This window comes from Paenibacillus sp. G34, from assembly GCF_056856875.1.
In genome coordinates this window covers 6179052-6197681 of record NZ_CM166469.1, presented here as the reverse complement: position 1 = coordinate 6197681, position 18630 = coordinate 6179052, and the positions used below count along the sequence as shown (strand labels likewise).

Genomic DNA, 18630 nt, shown 5'->3' with positions numbered 1-18630 from the left:
ATAAAAGATAGCCAGAGAGCTTGTCTTTGTGAAAAGTGCTTGGAATCTAAGCACGATTTGCTATAATGTCAGCAGGTGAGAAACGATGGAATTAAACATGGCATTCAATGGTTTGGAGTTATGGAAAGCTTCTGGCGGGTTCGCCAATGAACCCCATATGCATGATGACTGGTATCAGGTAACCCTGCCCATTAGAGGTCAATGCTTGCTGGTGCAGGAACAACAGACATATTCATTACAGGCTGGATTCGGAATCATCGCCCATCCCCAGATGGAGCACTTTTTTGAGATCGGCTCAGACGCAGCCGTCATTGTGATCAAATTTCGTAACCTGCCGGGAAGGCTGGCGAACCAGAGTTCAACAGCAGTCCCTTCAGAATTACAGGTCACTCAAGCTTTTGATCCCGCGGAGATCAGCAGGCTGTTCCGGGGTTGGCATGTGACCGGGCTGGAGGATGAACCGGACCCGCTACTCATTCAGGAGACTGAACTGTCTGTAGAGCAGTATCTTGAACGCATATTGTCTGGACCCGAGCATTCGCACGAAGCAGCAAAAGAGGTTGGTTCCATCTGGGCCGGAAGCCGAGAGGGGCTAATGCTTTCTGGCAATGATCGTTCACATATCCTTGGAGTTACCGGGAGTAATGTGGGCATAGACCCTCATATGCAGCGTGTATTGGAGTACATTCACAGTGACTTCACAAGCGCGATCGATATTGACTCGATGGCAGCGGTAGCACATCAGAGCAGGTATCATTTTATGCGTTCGTTCAAAATGCTGACAGGTTCAACGCCGTACCAGTATCTACTGAATTTACGTGTGGAGGAAGCTGTTCGTTGTCTGCGCAATACAACCGAATCAGTGACGGCAATCAGCTTTGCACTGGGATTCTCACATGTTAGTCAGTTCTACAGGGCGTTTCAGCGCGTCAAGGGTGTAACACCGATGCAATTTCGCAATCAGTTATGATATGCAGATGTAATACATGTTGAGGCAGAATAGTTAGACTATTCCTGCCTTTTTTTCGTATTCGGATGTAAGTATCATGCATTTTACGTAAGCCACGGGGGCTAATGATTTTTAAAAATGAAGGGCTAACCTGATTTTATTGTTGCTAAACACGAAAGACTCTGCTAAGATGAGAAAAAGTTTATGAAAGCGTATACATTTAAATTAAAATTACAACGTTGTAATTATGGAGGCGGCAAGTACTGAAAAGACTTAACTGAGGTCCAAGAAAGATTGTATCAACCCACTATTCCTTTTAAATAAGAGATATAGTATAGGTTATTACCAAATCGGAAATTGGAAAAACAACAGATAAATCGGTGAAGTTGATATTTTTTTATCAAAAAATTCAAACGTTGTAATTATGGAGTGAAGGGAAGTGTTTACGTTGAAAAAACGCATGTCCACGCTGTTCAGTCTGATTCGGCGGGATAAGTATTTGCTGCTGATGTTCTCACCAATCTTTCTGTATTATCTCATCTTCATGTATCTGCCGATGCCAGGTGTACTGCTTGCATTCCGTAATTTTATACCCGGTCAAGGCATGTTCAGCGGCGAGTGGGTGGGTTTACGCTGGTTTGAGCAGTTTGTAAACTCGATCTACTTCTGGCGGCTGCTACGCAACACCTTTTTACTGGCTTTTCTGCCGCTCTTATTTGGTTTCTCCATCCCCATTCTATTTGCAGTCTGCATCGTAGAGATTAAGAACCGAACCTTTAAACGCTTCGCGCAAACCGTAACATATCTTCCTCACTTTATCTCCACCGTTGTGGTGGCCGGCATTATTATCAACTTTCTATCACCAACAGACGGTATCATCAACACCCTAATCGCTAGACTCGGTATGGAAAAAATAAACTTCATGATGGACGCCGGCTGGTTCCGTACCATCTTCACCAGTTCAGACATCTGGCAGAGCTTTGGTTTCAGCTCCATCATCTACATCGCAGCCATTATGGGCATTGACCCCGAGATGTATGACTCCGGCAAAATCGACGGCGTGAACAAATTCCAGGAATTGTGGCATCTCACCCTGCCAAGCATCAAACCAACCATTGTTATTCTGTTGCTACTGTCGCTCGGCGGCATTATGAGCGTAGGTTTCGAGAAAGTATACCTGCTCTATAACGGAGCCACATATGAAACGGCAGATGTACTGTCCACTTATGTGTACCGGATGGGGATTGAGGGCCAGAACTATGGCTTTGCCACAGCTATTGGACTATTTAACTCGATTATCACCTTTATCCTTGTTTTTGCAGCCAATACCCTGACTCGCCGCCTGACCAAAATGTCACTCTGGTAAGACACACACTGATCCAAAGGAGAGCCTGTATGCAAAAATCGAGAAGTGACCGATTATTCTATGTCTTCGTCTACCTGCTGACCATCCTGGCGGTTGTAGTCACCTTATATCCATTCCTTTACGTGGTCAGCATTTCCTTCAGTTCGGTGGATGCCATCGATAAACAAAAAGTGGTGCTCTGGCCTGTAGGGTTCACTCTCTCAGGATATAAGATGGTGCTTCAGTACAAGGAACTGTGGGTGTCCTTCTATAACACAGTCTGGTATACCGTTGTGGGCACGCTGCTAAACATTGTAGCAACATGCCTGGCCGCATTTCCTTTGTCGAGACAGCAGTTTTTTCTACGGCGCAAGCTGAACTTTTTTATCGCTTTCACCATGTATTTCTCAGGTGGACTCATTCCAGTCTACATGCTGATCACATCGCTTGGTCTGTACAATACGCGCTGGGTGATGGTGCTGCCTGTACTGGTAATTACGTTTAATGTGATGATCTGTCGCTCAGCCTTCGAAGGCATTCCGAATGAAATATTTGAGAGCGCTAGCATTGATGGAGCCAATGAGATGACGATGCTGTATCGTCTCGCTGTTCCGATTATCAAGCCTACACTGGCAGTACTTACGCTGTATTATGCCGTATTCCACTGGAACAACTTTTTCTCGGCCCTGTTATATCTGGGGAAACAGGATATGCAGCCGCTACAGATGTTCCTGCGAAGGGTGCTGATCATGGCTTCGCCAGAGGTGATGCAGAAGATGGGCGGTACGATGACATCCGGTGCATTGGCGGTTTCATCGCTGCAAGTTCGTTATGTATCTATTGTGGTCAGCATTCTGCCGATCGTCATGATCTACCCGTTTATCCAACGGTACTTCGTTAAGGGCATTACCCTCGGAGCCGTGAAAGGATAGATTGCATTACCAAGCACCACAGTCATTCAAGCAAGTCATTCAAGGGAGTTCAAAAGGGTTCATACCAAGGAGGAATGATGGATGAAAATCAAAGGGGCAGGAAGAAAAAGTGTAATTGCAGCGATACTTGCGATCAGTTTGGCGGGGTGCAGCGGGGGAACAGGTGCAGGAACCGATGCGGGGAAAACACCTGAGAGTACAGAAAAAGCCTTCAATTATACCGGCGCTGGGCCGGTAACGGATCAACCGGATGCCAAACTGTCTGTCTTGGCAACCAATGCATGGACCACGAACGTGGATTTGTCCACCGCAGCCATCGTTAAGAAAATTGAGAGCAATGCGGGTGTAAAAGTGGATTGGGATCTGATCCCTCCTCAGAATTATGCAGATGCGGTCAATCCGAGGCTGGCTGCCGGTACGGGGCTCCCGGATATCGTTTACCTGCCGGATCAGGATCAATTAATGAAGTACATTAACAGCGGTCTGTTTATTCCAATTAATGATCTGGTAGAGAAATATGGCGTCAATCTTAAAAAAATATATGAAAAGTCGCCATCCGTGAAAGCCAGTTTAACCACGCCAGATGGTAAAATGTATTATGTTCCGCAACAGACGCTGACGCGTAACTACATGCCCGTATTCATGGTGAATGAACGTTGGCTCAAAAAGCTGGGATTATCCGAGCCAACTACGCTCGATGAGTTCACAGCGATGCTGCGCAAATTTAAGACAGAAGACCCGAACGGCAACGGCAAAGCCGATGAGATTCCATTATCCATGGAATCGAAGTTTATCCCTATGGCCTTCGGTCCAGCCTTTGGACTGGACCTATCGAACAATTTCTACGCAGACGATCAAGGCAAAGTGCACTTCAGCTATTATGAGCCAGCCTACAAGGAATACCTGACTTACTTGAATGGTCTGTACAAAGAAGGTCTGCTTGGGGTGGACTACGCGAGTACCACAAGCGACCAGGTTACTTCACGGATCTCGCAAGACGTAACCGGAGCGACGTTTAATTTCAGCTGGTATATGTCGATGGTATACAGCCCGCTCTTCAAGGATTACAAGCCGGAAGAGCCGATTATCAAAGGTATTCTGCCATTAAAAGGGCCGCACGGAGACCAGTTCTACATCGGACGTACACCGGTTAGTGGTATCTTCGGTATTAGTAAAGATAGCAAAAATCCGGAACTGGCTTTCCGCTTCCTGGATTATGCGGTTAGTGATGAAGCACAGACATACTACACTTGGGGCATCAAGGATGACACGTATACAGAAGAGAACGGCGTGAAGAAGTTCACGGATAAAGGTAAAGACAATGAATATATCCAAAAGCTTGGAATCGGCCCAGTAAACCTGCCAAACATCCAGTCCACGGATTCTGCGGATTCGATCGTTGCACCATGGCATGCGAAGCTGGACAAAGAATTAGAGAAATATGTGCGTGAGCCGTTCCCGTTTGTGTATGCTTTGCCGGATGAAGCGAGCGTAGAGAGCATGTCCATGCCTGACATCACAACGTATGTGGAAGAGATGAACTTCAAGTTTATTAGTGGTGATGCAAGCCTGGATCAGTTCGACAAGTACATCGAGACACTAAAAAGCATGAATGTTGAACAGGTGATTGCAGGCAGACAGGCACAATATGATCGCTATAAAGCTGCACAGAAATAAGAGACAGGTTTCAGGCATATGAGAGGTGTTGATTCAATTTGATTACCATTAAAGATATTGCCAAACTGGCGGGGGTGAGCTACAGCACGGTATCGAAAGCACTGAATGATGATCCCCGGATCAAACCGGCGACCAAACAGAAGGTGCTCGCGGTAGCGGAAAAACACCAATACCGGAAAAATATGCTGGCCCGGCAGCTCTCCACCGGCAGAAGCAATATCATCGGTTTTGTGCTGGACGAACTGAGCAACCCATTGTTCTCCAACATATCGGGCAGCCTGCATACCGAGCTGAAGAAGCGAGGATATCAGATGATTCTGGTTGTGGCCGATGACGGGGTGGACGTGTTCAGCCAGCTGCGAGTCGATGGTTGTATCCTGTGGGACTATGCGCTGGACAATCGGGATGCATTTTGGAAAAAGTTTGCGACCTTGAACATGCCATGTTTTGTACTCGGTACAGATGAAGCACCGAACTCTCCTTACATCAAGATTGATCGTAAGGAGGGGTTGTACAAGGCTGTGGAACATCTGAAATCACTCGGTCACAGCCGAATTGGATTCATCGGTAACTCACAGCATGTGAAGCTGGAAGGTTATCGGGAGGCATTGCAGCGCACAGGACTGGTTTTTAATGAGGACGATGTGTTGCCCGCGCATTCTTCGTGGGAAGACGGATATTTCGCGATTCGGAACTATACGTTTGGCGCGGAGTCTCCCACGGCATTTATCGGCTTGAACAACCTTGTAACACGGGGAGCACTTCGGGCTTTGCTCGAAGCTGGCTACAGCGTGCCGCGTGATATCTCCATTATCGGTTATGATGATCTGCCGGATATGCAATACGCCGAAGTAGCATTGACCACCATTGGTCCGCCCCTGGATGAACTGGCTGCCCAGGCTGCAGAGCTTATCGTATCTCTAATCCGTGACGAGCAGGTGGATGTGCCAGTTGTTATCCAGCCGAAGCTGAATCTGCGTAATTCAACAGCAACGTGCCGGCAGTAATGCCGGCTTTAATAGAAAGCGAGTGTAGCGAGTAACAATAGAATTGCAGATAGAAAACAAGTTAACCCTAGAAAGGTAGGTTAGATAGAAATTTGGATGTATGAACAAATGTAGAGCTGTCATAGAACGAACGATTGAGTGAGTGCAGTGGCTAGTAACAGATGCATGTATTGCAACGAAACAAATACTAACTTCTAGGAGGTACCGCGATGCAGGTACAGACGCAGCTATCCTGGTCTGAGCGAATTGCAGCTACGATTATGCAGCAATGTAACGAGGACGGCTTTCATGCGTTCCCTTCGGGACGATGGGCATATGTAGAAGGCATGACGTTGATGGCTATGGCACGAACAGGAGAAGAGTACAATAAGCAGGAATATATCGATTTTATGAAAAAACATATGGATCTGTATGTACAGCCAGACGGGTCCATCGGTACGTATTCTCTGGAAGAGTATAATCTGGATCAGATTAATCAAGGGAAAAACCTGTTTTCGTTACTGGATGATGCCAAGGATGGGCGCTATGCAGAAGCCGCTCATCTGCTCGCAGCACAGCTTGCAGGGCAGCCTCGTACATCCGAGGGCGGATTTTGGCACAAAAAAATCTATCCGTTCCAGATGTGGCTGGATGGACTGTACATGTCTTCTCCTTTCCTATCTCAATATGCAAAGACGTTCCAGTGTCCTGAGTTATTTGATGAGGTAGCTCACCAAATTTTACTGATTGAACGCCAGACGCGTGATCCGCGTACCGGGCTGTTATACCACGGCTGGGATGAGTCTAAAGAGCAGATTTGGGCCGACTCCCTGACCGGATGTTCCCCGCATTTCTGGAGCCGAGCTATGGGCTGGTATGCCATGGCCATCGTGGATAGTGTGGAGCATTTTCCGCTAAATCACCCTAAACGGGGTACGATCATTGGTATCTTTGAACGGATGTGCAATGCGTTGGTACGCGTGCAGGAGCAAGAGAGCGGATTATGGTTCCAGGTGCTGGATCAAGGGTTCCGCAAAGGAAACTATCTGGAAGCTTCGGGCTCAAGCATGTTTATTTATGCACTCGCCAAGGGCGTGCGATTGCGTTATCTGGAACCTCACTTCAAAGAAGCGGCGGAGAAAGGTTGGCAGGGACTTACCTCCAGGTTGGTGGAAGAGACTACGGAAGGCGTGAAGTTGAACGGCATCTGTCATGGAGCGGGATTGAGTCTGGATCGTGATGGCTCGTACGGCTACTATGTCAGCGAGGCGATTGTAAGCGATTCCTTTATGGGTGTTGCTCCGTTGTTGCTGGCTGCACTGGAAATGGAGTGTTTGCCATGACGGAGCAACGCTCGGCAGCGGATCTCGTGTTGGAGTCATCTGCACCCTGTATTACGGTTGCTTCTGACGGGTCAGGAGATTATACAACCATTCAGGCAGCAGTGGATAGTCATCCAGATCATGGTATTGGCAGCCTTCCGATCCGAGTGAAGGCAGGCGTATATTATGAGAAGCTGCACATGGATAAGCCGGGCATCCATCTGATTGGTGAGGGCGCCGAGCAGACGATCATCACCTATGATGACCATGCACTCAAACGATTTCCCGACGGTTCGCAGTATCATACATTCCATTCGTACACGGCTTTCGTCGGGGCTGATGATTTCAAGGCGGAGGGCATCTCTTTCGTGAATTCGGCTGGGCCAGGTAGCGAGGTAGGACAGGCGCTAGCGATATATGTTGATGGGGATCGTGCCGTGTTCCGCGGATGCCGCTTTATCGGTCATCAGGATACGATCTTTACCGGACCGCTGCCTGAGCAACCGCTGGATCGCAGTTATTTCGGCGGGCCGCGTGACGGCGCCGAGCGCAGGAAGTTAAGACAGTACTTCGAGGATTGTTATATCGAAGGGGATATCGACTTTATTTTTGGCTCGGCTACAGTTGTGTTCAAGGGTTGTGAGATATTTACGAAGAGCCGCCTGACCGAGGCTGAGGTTGCGGAAGGACATGTGAATGGCTGGATTACAGCGGCATCTACACCAGAAGATGTTCGTTACGGATATGTGTTTATGGAATGTGATCTGACCAGTAATGCCCCTCCGCAATCGGTGTATCTGGGCAGGCCTTGGCGTAATCATTCCAAAGTCTGTTTCCTGAATTGCTGGTTCGGTGCACATGTGAAACAGGAGGGCTGGCACAACTGGAACAAGGTTGAAGCGGAAACCACAGTGCTTTATGCCGAATATAAAAGTGCCGGGCCTGGAGCCGGACGTGCGGACGTGCGCGTGCCCTGGTCTCACATACTGACGGAGGAAGAAGCAGCCGAGTATACGTTGTCCCTCGTTCTGTCAGGGGAGGATGGCTGGAATCCATTTGATTAAGTGGGGGCCCAGAAGCTATTTTGGCAAAGTGAGCAGAGGCTGTGTCTAAATTCGATCAGGAATTTAAACACAGCCTCTTTGGTGCTTGCTAGCGAAAATATTGTGTGGTTTTTTCCCCAAGATGCAGTATGACTCAACAGGTAGAGCCTATCCATTTATGTGGCACCTCATTTTTGAAGATTTCTTAGTAGTACACATCTTGCTGTTGACCAGAAGTTGAGTGTTAACTAGTATCGTTATATAGGATTTTATCCTATTATTTGTATGTTTGTGAGGTGAGCATGATGGATTGGGCCAATTCAATTCGAGAAAAGTTGATGCAGCATTTAAAGGATAATCGGATCAAACATTCCCACTTTGCTGTGGCATCAGGTATAAATTCAGGAACGCTCAGCCGAATATTACAAGGGAATAAACCTATATCTATGAAGCAACTCGCAGCAATTACCGCTGGGATGGGATTGCCTGAAGATTACTTTTTTGATGATTATATAAACGAGTGTTTTTCAACTTTAATCTCCATTAGACGGATAAGGCCATTTATATTTCGTTGTGCTGATTTTAATCGGCTTGGTTGTATTCAACAAGTCACGAATCGTATATTAGAAGATCTTTCTTATGTTCCAGTATTATTTGATATAGCTGAAGAATTGTTCAATACGAACAAACATGCAGCTGCAGAGATTTTATACAGAGGCGTGTGTGAAGCGGAAAAGTATCAGCATTCTGAACGTCTTGCACATTGCCACTATCGTTTGTTTTTGATTGATTTAGGAGATGACATTGATAAAAATGTACGAGCTGCAACTCAGTTTGAGATATACGTGAATCGTTTGGATGAAACGGATCAACTAGCAGCATTAAAGCATCTGATGCATGTTTTCGGAATGGCCCATAAGTGGGAGAAAGTTGATATGTTAGCCAAAGAGATGCAACGAATTGCAACGATACAATATGAATTGTGTTTCCGTTCTGTTCGTCCATCAGAAGTAAAGAAGGGAACAGAAAGACCGCTTTATTACTATATTTTATATGCATATTTGGCTCAAGCTACAGCAAGTGAAAAGTGCGGTGATTTCAAACGAGCACTGGAACTTGTAGGTTTGTATGACCATGGTGAACGCTGGATTCGAGAGAAGGATGAGGAAGCTGAGCAGATTATCGGGCAATTTTCGGAGTGGGCTGCCGCCAATACTTATCTGTATCGTCTGATGTCAGGAGAAGTGCATGTGTTAGATGAATATGCTGATTATATAGCAACCCGTGAAGGTGAAATATTCATTGCTCTGTGGCATATGATCCGAGCTGCGAACATATATCATTTCAATATTGACAACATCTTGGAACGCTTTGCAGGATATATACCCTATCAGTCGGGGGAAGCTGAGTTTGGCGAGTATAAACCGAATATAATAAAAGAAAAATACATTCAGTTTCTAGGTGATTTGGCCGTTTATCGCTTCAATGAAGGTGAGGATTTCCATTCTGCTACAGAGCTTATGCTAGAGGGCTTGAATTTATCGATTGAAATGGGGAGCAGCAAAATTATTAATTCCTGTTTGGCTATTTTCAAAAAAATCAGAGAGCATTCAGAGCTTCATAAAGAGATTCATACAGTTACGAATAGTATAGAGAATAAAGTTAATTAATGAATCGGTTTAATCAAGGCGTTTTTCTAATTTAGAGAAGCGCTTATTTAATATCTGATTACAACTCATTTTGTGCCTTTAAATCAATATTCTATAATCTGACATCAAATTCTAAAATATTATGGAGGGCTGAATTTGATGAGGAGAAGCATACTTATACAGTTGAGAATGGAGCAAGCCAGGAGCCGCCTGTACGAACTTGCGAAGGAATATAACGGGTTTCTACATCCTGAAGTCATCGAACAGTCGGTAATTCTGGATAAACTCATTAACCAGTTTAACAATAAACAAGAGACCAGAAACAAAGCCGATCATTGAGCAATCGGCTTTGTTTGGTCGGTTGTTAATGTTATTTGATACGATCCAATCAAAAATCAAAGTTATCCGGGTCAGGGCCTACACGTACATTTTCGTTCAATGCATTAATACGTTGCATCTCTTCCATGGACAGCTCAAAGTTAAAAATATCTGCATTTTCGATAATTCGTGGTTCTTTGGTCGATTTCGGGATGGTCACAACACCATTTTGCAGATCCCAGCGCAGGATAATCTGAGCGATCGATTTGCCTTTGGATGCAGCAATCTCTGCCAATACGGAATTGTCCAGCAGTTCGCCTTGCATTAGCGGTGACCAGGCTTCAAGCTGAATGCCATGCTGATTGCAGAATGCTCGTAAATCTTCCTGCGTTAGACGCGGGTGGTACTCAACCTGGTTGACCATCGGTTTCACTTGTGCGTCCTGCATTAAATCTTGCAGGTGATGAATCTGAAAGTTGCTCACGCCAATTGCACGAATCCGGCCTGCTGCGTACAATTCTTCCATGGCCTTCCATGCACCTTTGTACTTGCCAGCTTTGGGCCAGTGAATCAGGTACAGATCCAGAATATCCAGTCCAAGTTTGTTCATCGTTGTATCAAATGCGGCCAATGTCTCCGTATATCCGAGGTCTGCATTCCAAACTTTGGAGGTGATAAACAGGTCTTCGCGCTTCAAATTGTTTTCCTGTAACGCTTCCGCAATGGCTTGTCCTACTCCTGCTTCATTACCATAGATTGCTGCTGTGTCGATACTGCGGTAACCATGTTTGATCGCACTTTTTACCGCTTCGATCAGTTCGGATCCTTCTTCGACTTTGAATACGCCTAGGCCAAACCAAGGCATGTGAACACCGTTATGCAATGTAGTTGTGGATTGTAAGTTTTTTGCTATTTTCATGTGAAATCCTCCTTGAGAGTTGTATATATTTCCATTAAAAGTGAAATTGCCAACAATTCATGATACAAAATTAAATCACACTAGTTCAAATAACGTCCAACCTATATAGTTACGTATATAAGTTGACGATATATAATATGAGACCAGAGATGGATCTTAACGGTCTACGATCTATAACGAGGAAGGACTTTTCTTCTAGATCACACCTTAACAATGTTTGTATTCAACCTGTCTGAGCTTGTGGTAGCTTGCTGTTCAAGATGCTGCGCCCATATCGTCAGGATTGCCGAAATGAGTACCATTAATGCACCGACCCAGGTGGTGTGAATCAAACCGATGGAGTCATTCACGACGCCGCCCAGATAGGCACCTATAGCAATACCTCCGTTAAACGCGGCAATGTTAAAGGCAGACGCGACATCTTTGGCTTGTGGTGCAAACCTTTCTGCGATTGTAACTACAACCACTTGAAGGCCAGGCACATTCATGAAAGCGAGCAACCCCATGCCCATAATGGTCGCGAGTGCGGCCCATTTGAATGGAACGGTAAAATACAGGATACCAAGAATGATCGTTTGCACAACAAACATCACAAGAAGTGACTTCAATGGATTGCGGTTGGCTGCTTTACCGCCGATCATGTTACCAATGGCAATGGCCACACCGTACAACAGCAGAATGAAAGCAATCGTTTGATCCGAATAACCGCTAATGTCATGCAATAACGGAGACAAGTATGTGAACACAACAAATGTGCCTCCGTAGCCTACAGCTGTGATGATAAAAGCAAGCATCAAACGACCGCCCGTTACGAGTTTCACCTGATCTCGAAATGCTGTACGTATACCACGTTGCAACGTTGAGGGCACAAGCAAGAGGTTAGCAATTAAGGCAAGAATGCCAACAGCTGCAATCAGGATAAAGGCAGCACGCCAGCCAACATGTTGGCCTACGAATGTACCAATAGGCACGCCCGTTACCGTTGCAATGGTCAGACCCGAGAACATCGTGGCAATAGCACTTGCTCTGCGGTCAGCGGGTACCAAATCAGCTGCTATGGTAGAGCCAATCGACATGAACAAGCCATGTGCGAGAGCGGATATCACCCGTGCGATAAGAAGCACAGTAATCCCGGTGGATAAGGATGCCAAGGTATTGCCTGCTATAAAAACCATCATGATGGCGAGCAGCAATGTTTTGCGTGATATAGCAGACGTCAGTGATGTCAGGATCGGTGCGCCGAACATGACACCCAGAGCATATATGGTAACGGTTAGCCCCGCTGAAGATACACTGATATGAAGATCATTTGCGATCAGGGGCAAGAGTCCTACACTGATAAACTCTGTTGTACCGATGGCAAAAGCGCTGATTGCTAATGCCAGTAGCGCCCAAGTGCTGTGTTTTGTCTCATGATGCATGTCCTGTTCAACTCCTAGAATGTAGATTTGCTTACCGGCAAATGCTATTATGAATTATTCGGTATAACATGAACAGTACGTACTTTTTAGTACCCTACGTACTTTTTGGTGCCTATACTTTAGCATGAACGGAAGCAAATCATAGATGCATCAGGGAGGAAGACAACGATGGAGCGCAAAAAATATAATATCTCGGTCGAAGCAACGCTGGAGGTTATTGGCGGCAAATGGAAGTGTGTTATTCTTTGTCACCTGACACATGGAAAGAAACGAACTAGTGATCTCAAGCGTATTATGCCCGCAATCACCCAGAAAATGTTGACTCAGCAGTTACGGGAGCTGGAGAATGACGGTATTGTAAAACGAATTGTATACAATCAGGTGCCACCCAAGGTAGAGTATGAATTAAGTGAATACGGGCGGAGTCTGGAACCGATTCTGACCGCACTATGTAATTGGGGTGACCAGCACATCATCAAGGAATACGGCGACAAAGCAGCCATGCTGGAAGATAACGGACTTAATGACTTTACTACTGACAATGACAGGGAGCTGATGAAACCGTGAAATACGAAATTCTATACGATGGTGCATTTGCTATGCTCAAGGTAGAGTTACAGCGTGGGGAACGTTTCAAGGCTGAAAGTGGAGCCATGGTGTCCATGTCACCTACTGTCGAACTCAAAGGTTCAGCAGAAGGTGGTATGTTTGCCGGATTTGGCCGTATGCTGAGTGGAGAGAAATTTTTCTTTCAGGAATTAACGGCAGCCGGGGGAAGCGCTGAGATTCTATTATCTCCAACGACCTTGGGCAGTGTAGAGGCTGTTGAACTGGATGGTTCGTACTCTCTCTATGTGCAGAAAGACGGATTTCTGGCAGGAACAGAAGGTATCCAGGTGAATACCAAAATGCAGAATCTGAAAAAGGGCCTCTTTTCCGGAGAAGGCTTCTTTATTATTGAGATCAGTGGACGAGGCACGGTGTTTCTATCCTCATATGGTGCGATACATCCGATACAGTTGGCCGCTGGCGAAGAGATCATTGTGGACAATGCTCACCTGGTAGCTTGGCCTCATTACGTCGATTATCGCATCGAAAAAGCGTCCCAAGGCTGGTTGTCCAGTGTGACAAGTGGCGAAGGATTGGTCTGCCGTTTCCGCGGAGAGGGCACGATCTTAATCCAGAGTCGAAATCCACAGGGATTTGGACATTGGGTGAAACAGTTTATTCCCACACGATAAATAAAATTAATTTTTTATATATGAAATTAAAGATGCAACGGATGTGTGTTTCGAAGCGTTATTATAACAGGTTCATTATACGCCAGATGATACATACATCTCTGCTGCACTAGATCGTACATCACGGAGGTAGAACAATGAAAAGCTCACGATACTCGAATCCGCAAGATAGTCCAGGGTACCTGTTATGGCAAGTAACAACGATGTGGCAGAAGGAAGTACGCAGGGTGTTAGAACCGCTTGATCTGACACAGCCGCAATTTATTTTATTGCATACATGTCTATGGCTTAATGAACGTGACACGGAAGGCAAGGGAGTCACTCAGGTACAGATTGCTCATTTTGCCAATGTAGACGTTAATGTTACTTCCCAAGTGCTGCGAGCCCTTGAAAAAAGAGGTTACGTTAAGCGTGAGCGTCATCAGACGGATACACGGGCAAATATTATCACGACAACGCCGGAAGGCACAAAGCTGGCTATTGAGGGAATGAATCTCGTGGAGGAATCAGATAAAAACTTCTTCGAACTTCTCGCGGATCGTAAAGAGGGTTATATGGAAATCATGCAGGAATTTATTCGGAACAGAACAGATCATTAATACGAAATACTACTGTGATTCATCAGCGGCTTTCGTTTGCATGAAGTGGATTCATGATATATGTTGCGCGAAAAATGACGAAAAATGGATAAACCTCCCTAACCATGTAAGGTTGGAAGGTTTATTTGTCATTGAAATCTAATCCAGTCTGTAGGATGCGAATGGCTGGCCATAACGGAAATCCTCGCTCAGCTGAGCCAGTTCGGTCAGCAATTCATCTGAAAGCTTTAGATCGAGGCTAGCCAAATTTTGCTCCAGTTGCTCTGTCTGCGTCGCTCCCACGATTACAGTTGATACAGCTGGGCGAGTGAGCAACCATGCCAGCGATAATGTACTTGGAGAGCAACCGGCAGCCTCGGCCTTGGCACTTACCTGCTCACTAAGCTGAATGTTGTGTTTCAGCAGGAAGCGGTTGAACGACGGGTCGGTATCTGCTCTGGAGCCAGACGGTACGTTGGTTGGTCCATTGTATTTACCCGTCAGGATACCGCCAGCCAGTGGGAAATACGGAATAATGCCGACACCTTGATCGAGGCACAGCGGAACAAGTTCGTTCTCGGGTGTGCGGTCGGCGAGCGAGTAGCTGGTTTGCGTGGAGATATATCGCGCATATCCTCGCATCTCGCTGATGCCGAGGGCTTTCATCAGCTCCCAGGCGGCGTAATTCGAGGCGCCGATGTAGCGCACTTTGCCGGACGTGATCATGTCGTCGAGCGTGCGCAGTGTTTCATCCAGCGGGGTATGCGGGTCAAAGGTATGGATCTGGTACAGATCAACATAATCCGTCTGCAGACGCCGCAGGCTATGTTCCAGCTCTTGCTGCAGATGGTAGCGCGAGGAACCGCGCCCATGAGGACCATCATGCCGGGGCAAGCCGGCTTTGGTAGCAAGCACCGCGTTTTCCCGCCGACCAGCCAGTGCCTGTCCGATAATTCGTTCTGATTCGGTGCCAGCATAGATGTTGGCGGTGTCGATAAAGTTGATGCCACGATCCAGTGCCGCATGAAGAATGCGGGTCGAAGCGGCCTGATCTGCTCTTTTGCCAAATGCATTCGTGCCCAGTCCCAGTGCCGATACGCGCAGACCGCTGTTGCCTAAACGCCGATATTCCATTTCTCATCGCTCCTTCTGTGTCCAGTATTTGTATAGCCGATTATAACGTAATCTATTGAAAACGTGTTATTAATATAGTTAAATGAATGAAGAAACCGCAATTAAAGGAGATATGATGGAAAACAGTGCTGCACATTTAACCAGACGTAAGCCGAAGAAACCAAAGAAAAATTGGAAAAAGCCACTCATCATAACCCTTAGCATACTCATTGTGCTGGGAGGACTCGGGTTTATTTTTCAAAAGGAAGTTGTGAGGTTGGCCTTTAATATGTTCGCCTCGGGTACGGTAAAGGAAGCATTGGATAAATCGTATAAAGCTGTTGGTAACGAAGAGGCTCCAGTCGTGGAGCATACCGACCCGTTCTCAATACTGCTGCTGGGTATCGATCAGCGCGATAATGAACCAAGCCGTTCAGACACCATCATCTATTCTGTCGTGCGTCCTAAGGACAATAAGGTGCTGCTGCTGTCCATTCCACGTGACTCCTACACCGAAATTGTGGGTCGTGATGTAAAATCCAAAATTAACTCGGCCTATGCTCACGGCGAAGCCAAGATGGCCATTGATACAGTGGAGAAGCTGCTGGAGAACAAGGTGGATTTCTATGCGGCGATTAACTTTCACGGGTTGAAGGACATCGTAGATGCGGTTGGCGGCGTAGAGTTGCCGATTAAGAAAGATATTGAGAACAAAAGTAAAGCTCATGAGAAGCTGTTCGTGCAAGCCAACAAACCGATCTATAACGGGGAAGAGGCGCTCGCATATGTACGTTACCGGGAGGATTCTGATTTTAACCGTACGATGCGTCATCGGATATTTCTGAGTGCGTTCATGAATCGTGCATTGGAGGTCAAAAATCTGACCAAAATTCCGGATGTCATTACTATTGCCGGATCCAACTTTACAACGAATATGAAATCAGATTTCATCGTAAATTTTGCCGAAGCTTTATATATGAAAGACAGCATTCCAACCATCAGTAATTACATGTTAAAAGGCGATGGGAAAATGCGTAGTGGCACGTGGTATTATGATCTGTCCGATGAAGATCTGACCTATGCGCGAGGTATGATTGCGAGCTGGCTTGACCCGAATACAACGCAATTAATTGAACCGGAATCTACGGATGAAAGTGGCACAGCAGAAAAAAGCAATACAACAGATAAAAACTAGGTTTGCAGCAATGTGGAGCAATGGGCTTCGCGTGTTGCTGATGATAAAATAAAAAAACACCAAAGTACACAGCAGGGCAGTTGCTCTCTGTGTACTTTTTTTGCTTGTCGTATAGGTATGGATATAGGCGCTTATACCGGTGTCAAACCATTTGTTTCACCTAGATTAATCCCTCAAGAACCAAGTGAGGTTACAGCTAGGGGCAACTGTGAAGTCAGCTGTTCCAGATCCAAATTTTCTGAACTGTTATCAACAGAGACAAGCTTTATATTTTCCCACGTACAGACGTTGGCTTTCAATCCTTGCACAAAAGCATGCCAATGCTCGAGTTTCCATCTGTCCCTCTCCAATCCTCGATTTCGCAAGCGCTGTTCAAGCACATCCATATGTACATCGACCCGGAGCACAACAGGAATGACTTGATCCCACCCGTATTTTTGAACCAACTCATCAATGTAATCGCTTTTATGAAAATAACCAACAAAAGGCGCATCCAGAATAACCGATCTGCCCAGTTGCAGATTGTCATTGGCTACGTTTAGTAACGTTTCGTACTCTAGATCCATCACGACATCGCGGTAATAGCTGTTGCCGTCACGATCATGAGGAGAGTACCCTTGCGTTTCCAGAAGTTTGCCTGTAAACGTGTTACATAAAATATCTTTATCCAAGTAACAAAACTGATGCTCGGTGGCTATTCTTTTGCCAATGGTTGATTTACCCGAGCCAGCGGAGCCAATTAGAAAAATCAGTACAGGTTTCATATGCTTCCCCCTACAGATAATCAGGATCATCTAGATCATGAATAGATTTTACTCTTCATATAGTTCGCATATACGAACTTAATTCGCGTTGGTGAACATTCGCTTCTAGAGTAAACTGTTTCTCTCAGAAAAACAATCCTTTTGGGGAAAAAAGAATTCAGAAAAAATTTTGAGAAAGCGGTTGATATTTTCAGAAGGCCTGATCTATAATGAGGGCATCGTTCGGTGATGTGAAATAAGTTCACATATGCGAACTTCGACGTCGAAGAATTTGAAGGAGATAACATGGACAATATTCGCATGAATAAATCTGCGGAGCGTGTAGCAGATTTACTCGTATTATTTGCCAAGAGTGGTGCTCCGTTAACACTGAATGAAATATGCAAACAGATGAACATGCCCAAGAGCAGCGGGTTTGAACTCGTGCAGACGCTGCTGCACAAAGGGTTTATCGAAATGGACGATGCACGTCTCAAGACATATCGCCTGGGTATTGCGGTGTTTGAGACAGGTATGGCTTATTTGTCTAATATGGGAGTTCCCCATATGGCCCGGCCTTTGCTTCAGGAATTGAATCGTCAGACAGGCAGTACGGCCTTTCTTGGCATTGAAGACAAGGGAAGGATTGTATATCTGGACAAAGCGGAGAGTTATTCAGTGATGCGTCCAACGGCCAAACTAGGCTCTCGCCGGTATATGCATACGACCGGACTGGGCAAGGCATTGCTTGCAGCTCTTCCAACCAGCAAGGTACTGGAGATTTTGGGAGAAGGCGAGATCCCTTCGCGCACATCCTACTCCAAAGTGACGGTTCCCGATATTTTGCAGGACATGCAGGAGATTCGTGAACGCGGTTACTCTATCGATGACCGTGAGGATCATCTGGAGATGTACTGCATCGGTTGTGCTGTCTATGATCAGTGGGACGAGCCGGTGGCTGCAATCAGTGTAGCTAGTATGTATTCTGGAATGACCCCGGAACGTGAAGCTAGCATTGTGAAGCTGGTCAAAGAAGCCGCATGGAAGCTCTCAGGTCAACTGGGATACAGCGGTGATCGCTTGTATCCGCAAAGACAAGAGTAGGCTTATGGAAGTGCAGATTAATAGAAACTTTATAAGTTGAACTATTTATTTACACGTGAACGGAGAGGACAGAAAAAACCTGAAAAAGCGAAGCG

General features: G+C 46.0%; 18 protein-coding genes. 14 read left to right on the top strand and 4 right to left on the bottom strand.

The window, feature by feature from the left end:
* The first annotated feature begins 85 nt into the window (after window positions 1-85).
* The 9 genes from AC1VYS_RS27900 to AC1VYS_RS27860 all read left to right on the top strand — a co-directional run bounded on the left by AC1VYS_RS27900 (window position 86) and on the right by AC1VYS_RS27860 (window position 10242).
* Window positions 86-970: an AraC family transcriptional regulator gene (locus AC1VYS_RS27900; protein WP_482912338.1), complete on the top strand. Its 885-nt coding sequence runs from the start codon at window positions 86-88 to the stop codon at window positions 968-970.
* Between the two features lie 439 nt (window positions 971-1409).
* Window positions 1410-2315, top strand: coding sequence for an ABC transporter permease (locus AC1VYS_RS27895; RefSeq protein ID WP_482915149.1), 906 nt, complete (start codon window positions 1410-1412; stop codon window positions 2313-2315).
* A 29-nt stretch (window positions 2316-2344) separates the two neighbouring features.
* Window positions 2345-3226 (top strand): carbohydrate ABC transporter permease, encoded by an 882-nt coding sequence (locus AC1VYS_RS27890; protein WP_090921438.1) that lies wholly within the window; start codon window positions 2345-2347, stop codon window positions 3224-3226.
* A gap of 81 nt (window positions 3227-3307) precedes the next feature.
* Window positions 3308-4903 (top strand): extracellular solute-binding protein, encoded by a 1596-nt coding sequence (locus AC1VYS_RS27885; protein WP_482912337.1) that lies wholly within the window; start codon window positions 3308-3310, stop codon window positions 4901-4903.
* 38 nt (window positions 4904-4941) lie between these two features.
* Window positions 4942-5910, top strand: coding sequence for a LacI family DNA-binding transcriptional regulator (locus AC1VYS_RS27880; protein ID WP_154959556.1), 969 nt, complete (start codon window positions 4942-4944; stop codon window positions 5908-5910).
* Between the two features lie 209 nt (window positions 5911-6119).
* Complete coding sequence (locus tag AC1VYS_RS27875; protein ID WP_482912336.1) at window positions 6120-7232, top strand: glycoside hydrolase family 88/105 protein; 1113 nt, start codon at window positions 6120-6122, stop codon at window positions 7230-7232.
* Window positions 7229-8275 (top strand): pectinesterase family protein, encoded by a 1047-nt coding sequence (locus AC1VYS_RS27870; protein WP_482912335.1) that lies wholly within the window; start codon window positions 7229-7231, stop codon window positions 8273-8275. The genes AC1VYS_RS27875 and AC1VYS_RS27870 overlap by 4 nt, the downstream gene beginning before the upstream one ends.
* Before the next feature lie 284 nt (window positions 8276-8559).
* Window positions 8560-9924 carry a helix-turn-helix domain-containing protein gene (locus AC1VYS_RS27865; RefSeq protein WP_482912334.1) on the top strand — a complete coding sequence of 455 codons (1365 nt, stop codon included), beginning with the start codon at window positions 8560-8562 and terminating at the stop codon, window positions 9922-9924.
* 138 nt (window positions 9925-10062) lie between these two features.
* Window positions 10063-10242 (top strand): aspartyl-phosphate phosphatase Spo0E family protein, encoded by a 180-nt coding sequence (locus AC1VYS_RS27860; protein ID WP_482912333.1) that lies wholly within the window; start codon window positions 10063-10065, stop codon window positions 10240-10242.
* A 49-nt stretch (window positions 10243-10291) separates the two neighbouring features.
* On the opposite strand, the gene AC1VYS_RS27855 is transcribed toward AC1VYS_RS27860, so the two are convergent.
* Window positions 10292-11134, bottom strand: a complete 843-nt coding sequence (locus tag AC1VYS_RS27855; protein WP_482915148.1) for an aldo/keto reductase — start codon at window positions 11132-11134, stop codon at window positions 10292-10294.
* A 206-nt stretch (window positions 11135-11340) separates the two neighbouring features.
* On the bottom strand, window positions 11341-12561 hold the full coding sequence (locus AC1VYS_RS27850; protein ID WP_482912332.1) for an MFS transporter: 1221 nt from the start codon (window positions 12559-12561) through the stop codon (window positions 11341-11343).
* A 168-nt stretch (window positions 12562-12729) separates the two neighbouring features.
* Between AC1VYS_RS27850 and AC1VYS_RS27845 the strand changes: the two genes are divergently transcribed.
* From AC1VYS_RS27845 to AC1VYS_RS27835, 3 genes are all read left to right on the top strand, one after another.
* A complete protein-coding gene (locus AC1VYS_RS27845) occupies window positions 12730-13128 on the top strand; it encodes a winged helix-turn-helix transcriptional regulator (RefSeq protein ID WP_145333715.1) in 399 nt (132 codons plus the stop codon).
* Window positions 13125-13802, top strand: a complete 678-nt coding sequence (locus AC1VYS_RS27840; RefSeq protein WP_441925026.1) for a TIGR00266 family protein — start codon at window positions 13125-13127, stop codon at window positions 13800-13802. Before AC1VYS_RS27845 ends, AC1VYS_RS27840 begins: the two co-directional genes overlap by 4 nt.
* Window positions 13803-13939: 137 nt before the next feature.
* The gene (locus tag AC1VYS_RS27835; RefSeq protein ID WP_482912331.1) at window positions 13940-14401 is read left to right on the top strand and encodes a MarR family winged helix-turn-helix transcriptional regulator; all 462 of its coding nucleotides are present in this window, start codon (window positions 13940-13942) and stop codon (window positions 14399-14401) included.
* 138 nt (window positions 14402-14539) lie between these two features.
* Here the strand turns inward: AC1VYS_RS27835 and AC1VYS_RS27830 are convergent, their stop codons facing one another.
* Entirely contained in the window at window positions 14540-15514 is a 975-nt protein-coding gene (locus tag AC1VYS_RS27830) for an aldo/keto reductase (RefSeq protein ID WP_482912330.1), read from the bottom strand.
* Between the two features lie 82 nt (window positions 15515-15596).
* Here AC1VYS_RS27830 and AC1VYS_RS27825 point away from each other — a divergent pair, with 82 nt between their 5' ends.
* Complete coding sequence (locus AC1VYS_RS27825) at window positions 15597-16688, top strand: LCP family protein (RefSeq protein WP_482934443.1); 1092 nt, start codon at window positions 15597-15599, stop codon at window positions 16686-16688.
* A gap of 173 nt (window positions 16689-16861) precedes the next feature.
* On the opposite strand, the gene AC1VYS_RS27820 is transcribed toward AC1VYS_RS27825, so the two are convergent.
* On the bottom strand, window positions 16862-17452 hold the full coding sequence (locus tag AC1VYS_RS27820) for a P-loop nucleotide/nucleoside kinase family protein (protein ID WP_482912328.1): 591 nt from the start codon (window positions 17450-17452) through the stop codon (window positions 16862-16864).
* A 285-nt stretch (window positions 17453-17737) separates the two neighbouring features.
* Here AC1VYS_RS27820 and AC1VYS_RS27815 point away from each other — a divergent pair, with 285 nt between their 5' ends.
* On the top strand, window positions 17738-18535 hold the full coding sequence (locus tag AC1VYS_RS27815) for an IclR family transcriptional regulator (protein WP_482912327.1): 798 nt from the start codon (window positions 17738-17740) through the stop codon (window positions 18533-18535).
* Window positions 18536-18630: the final 95 nt, after the last annotated feature.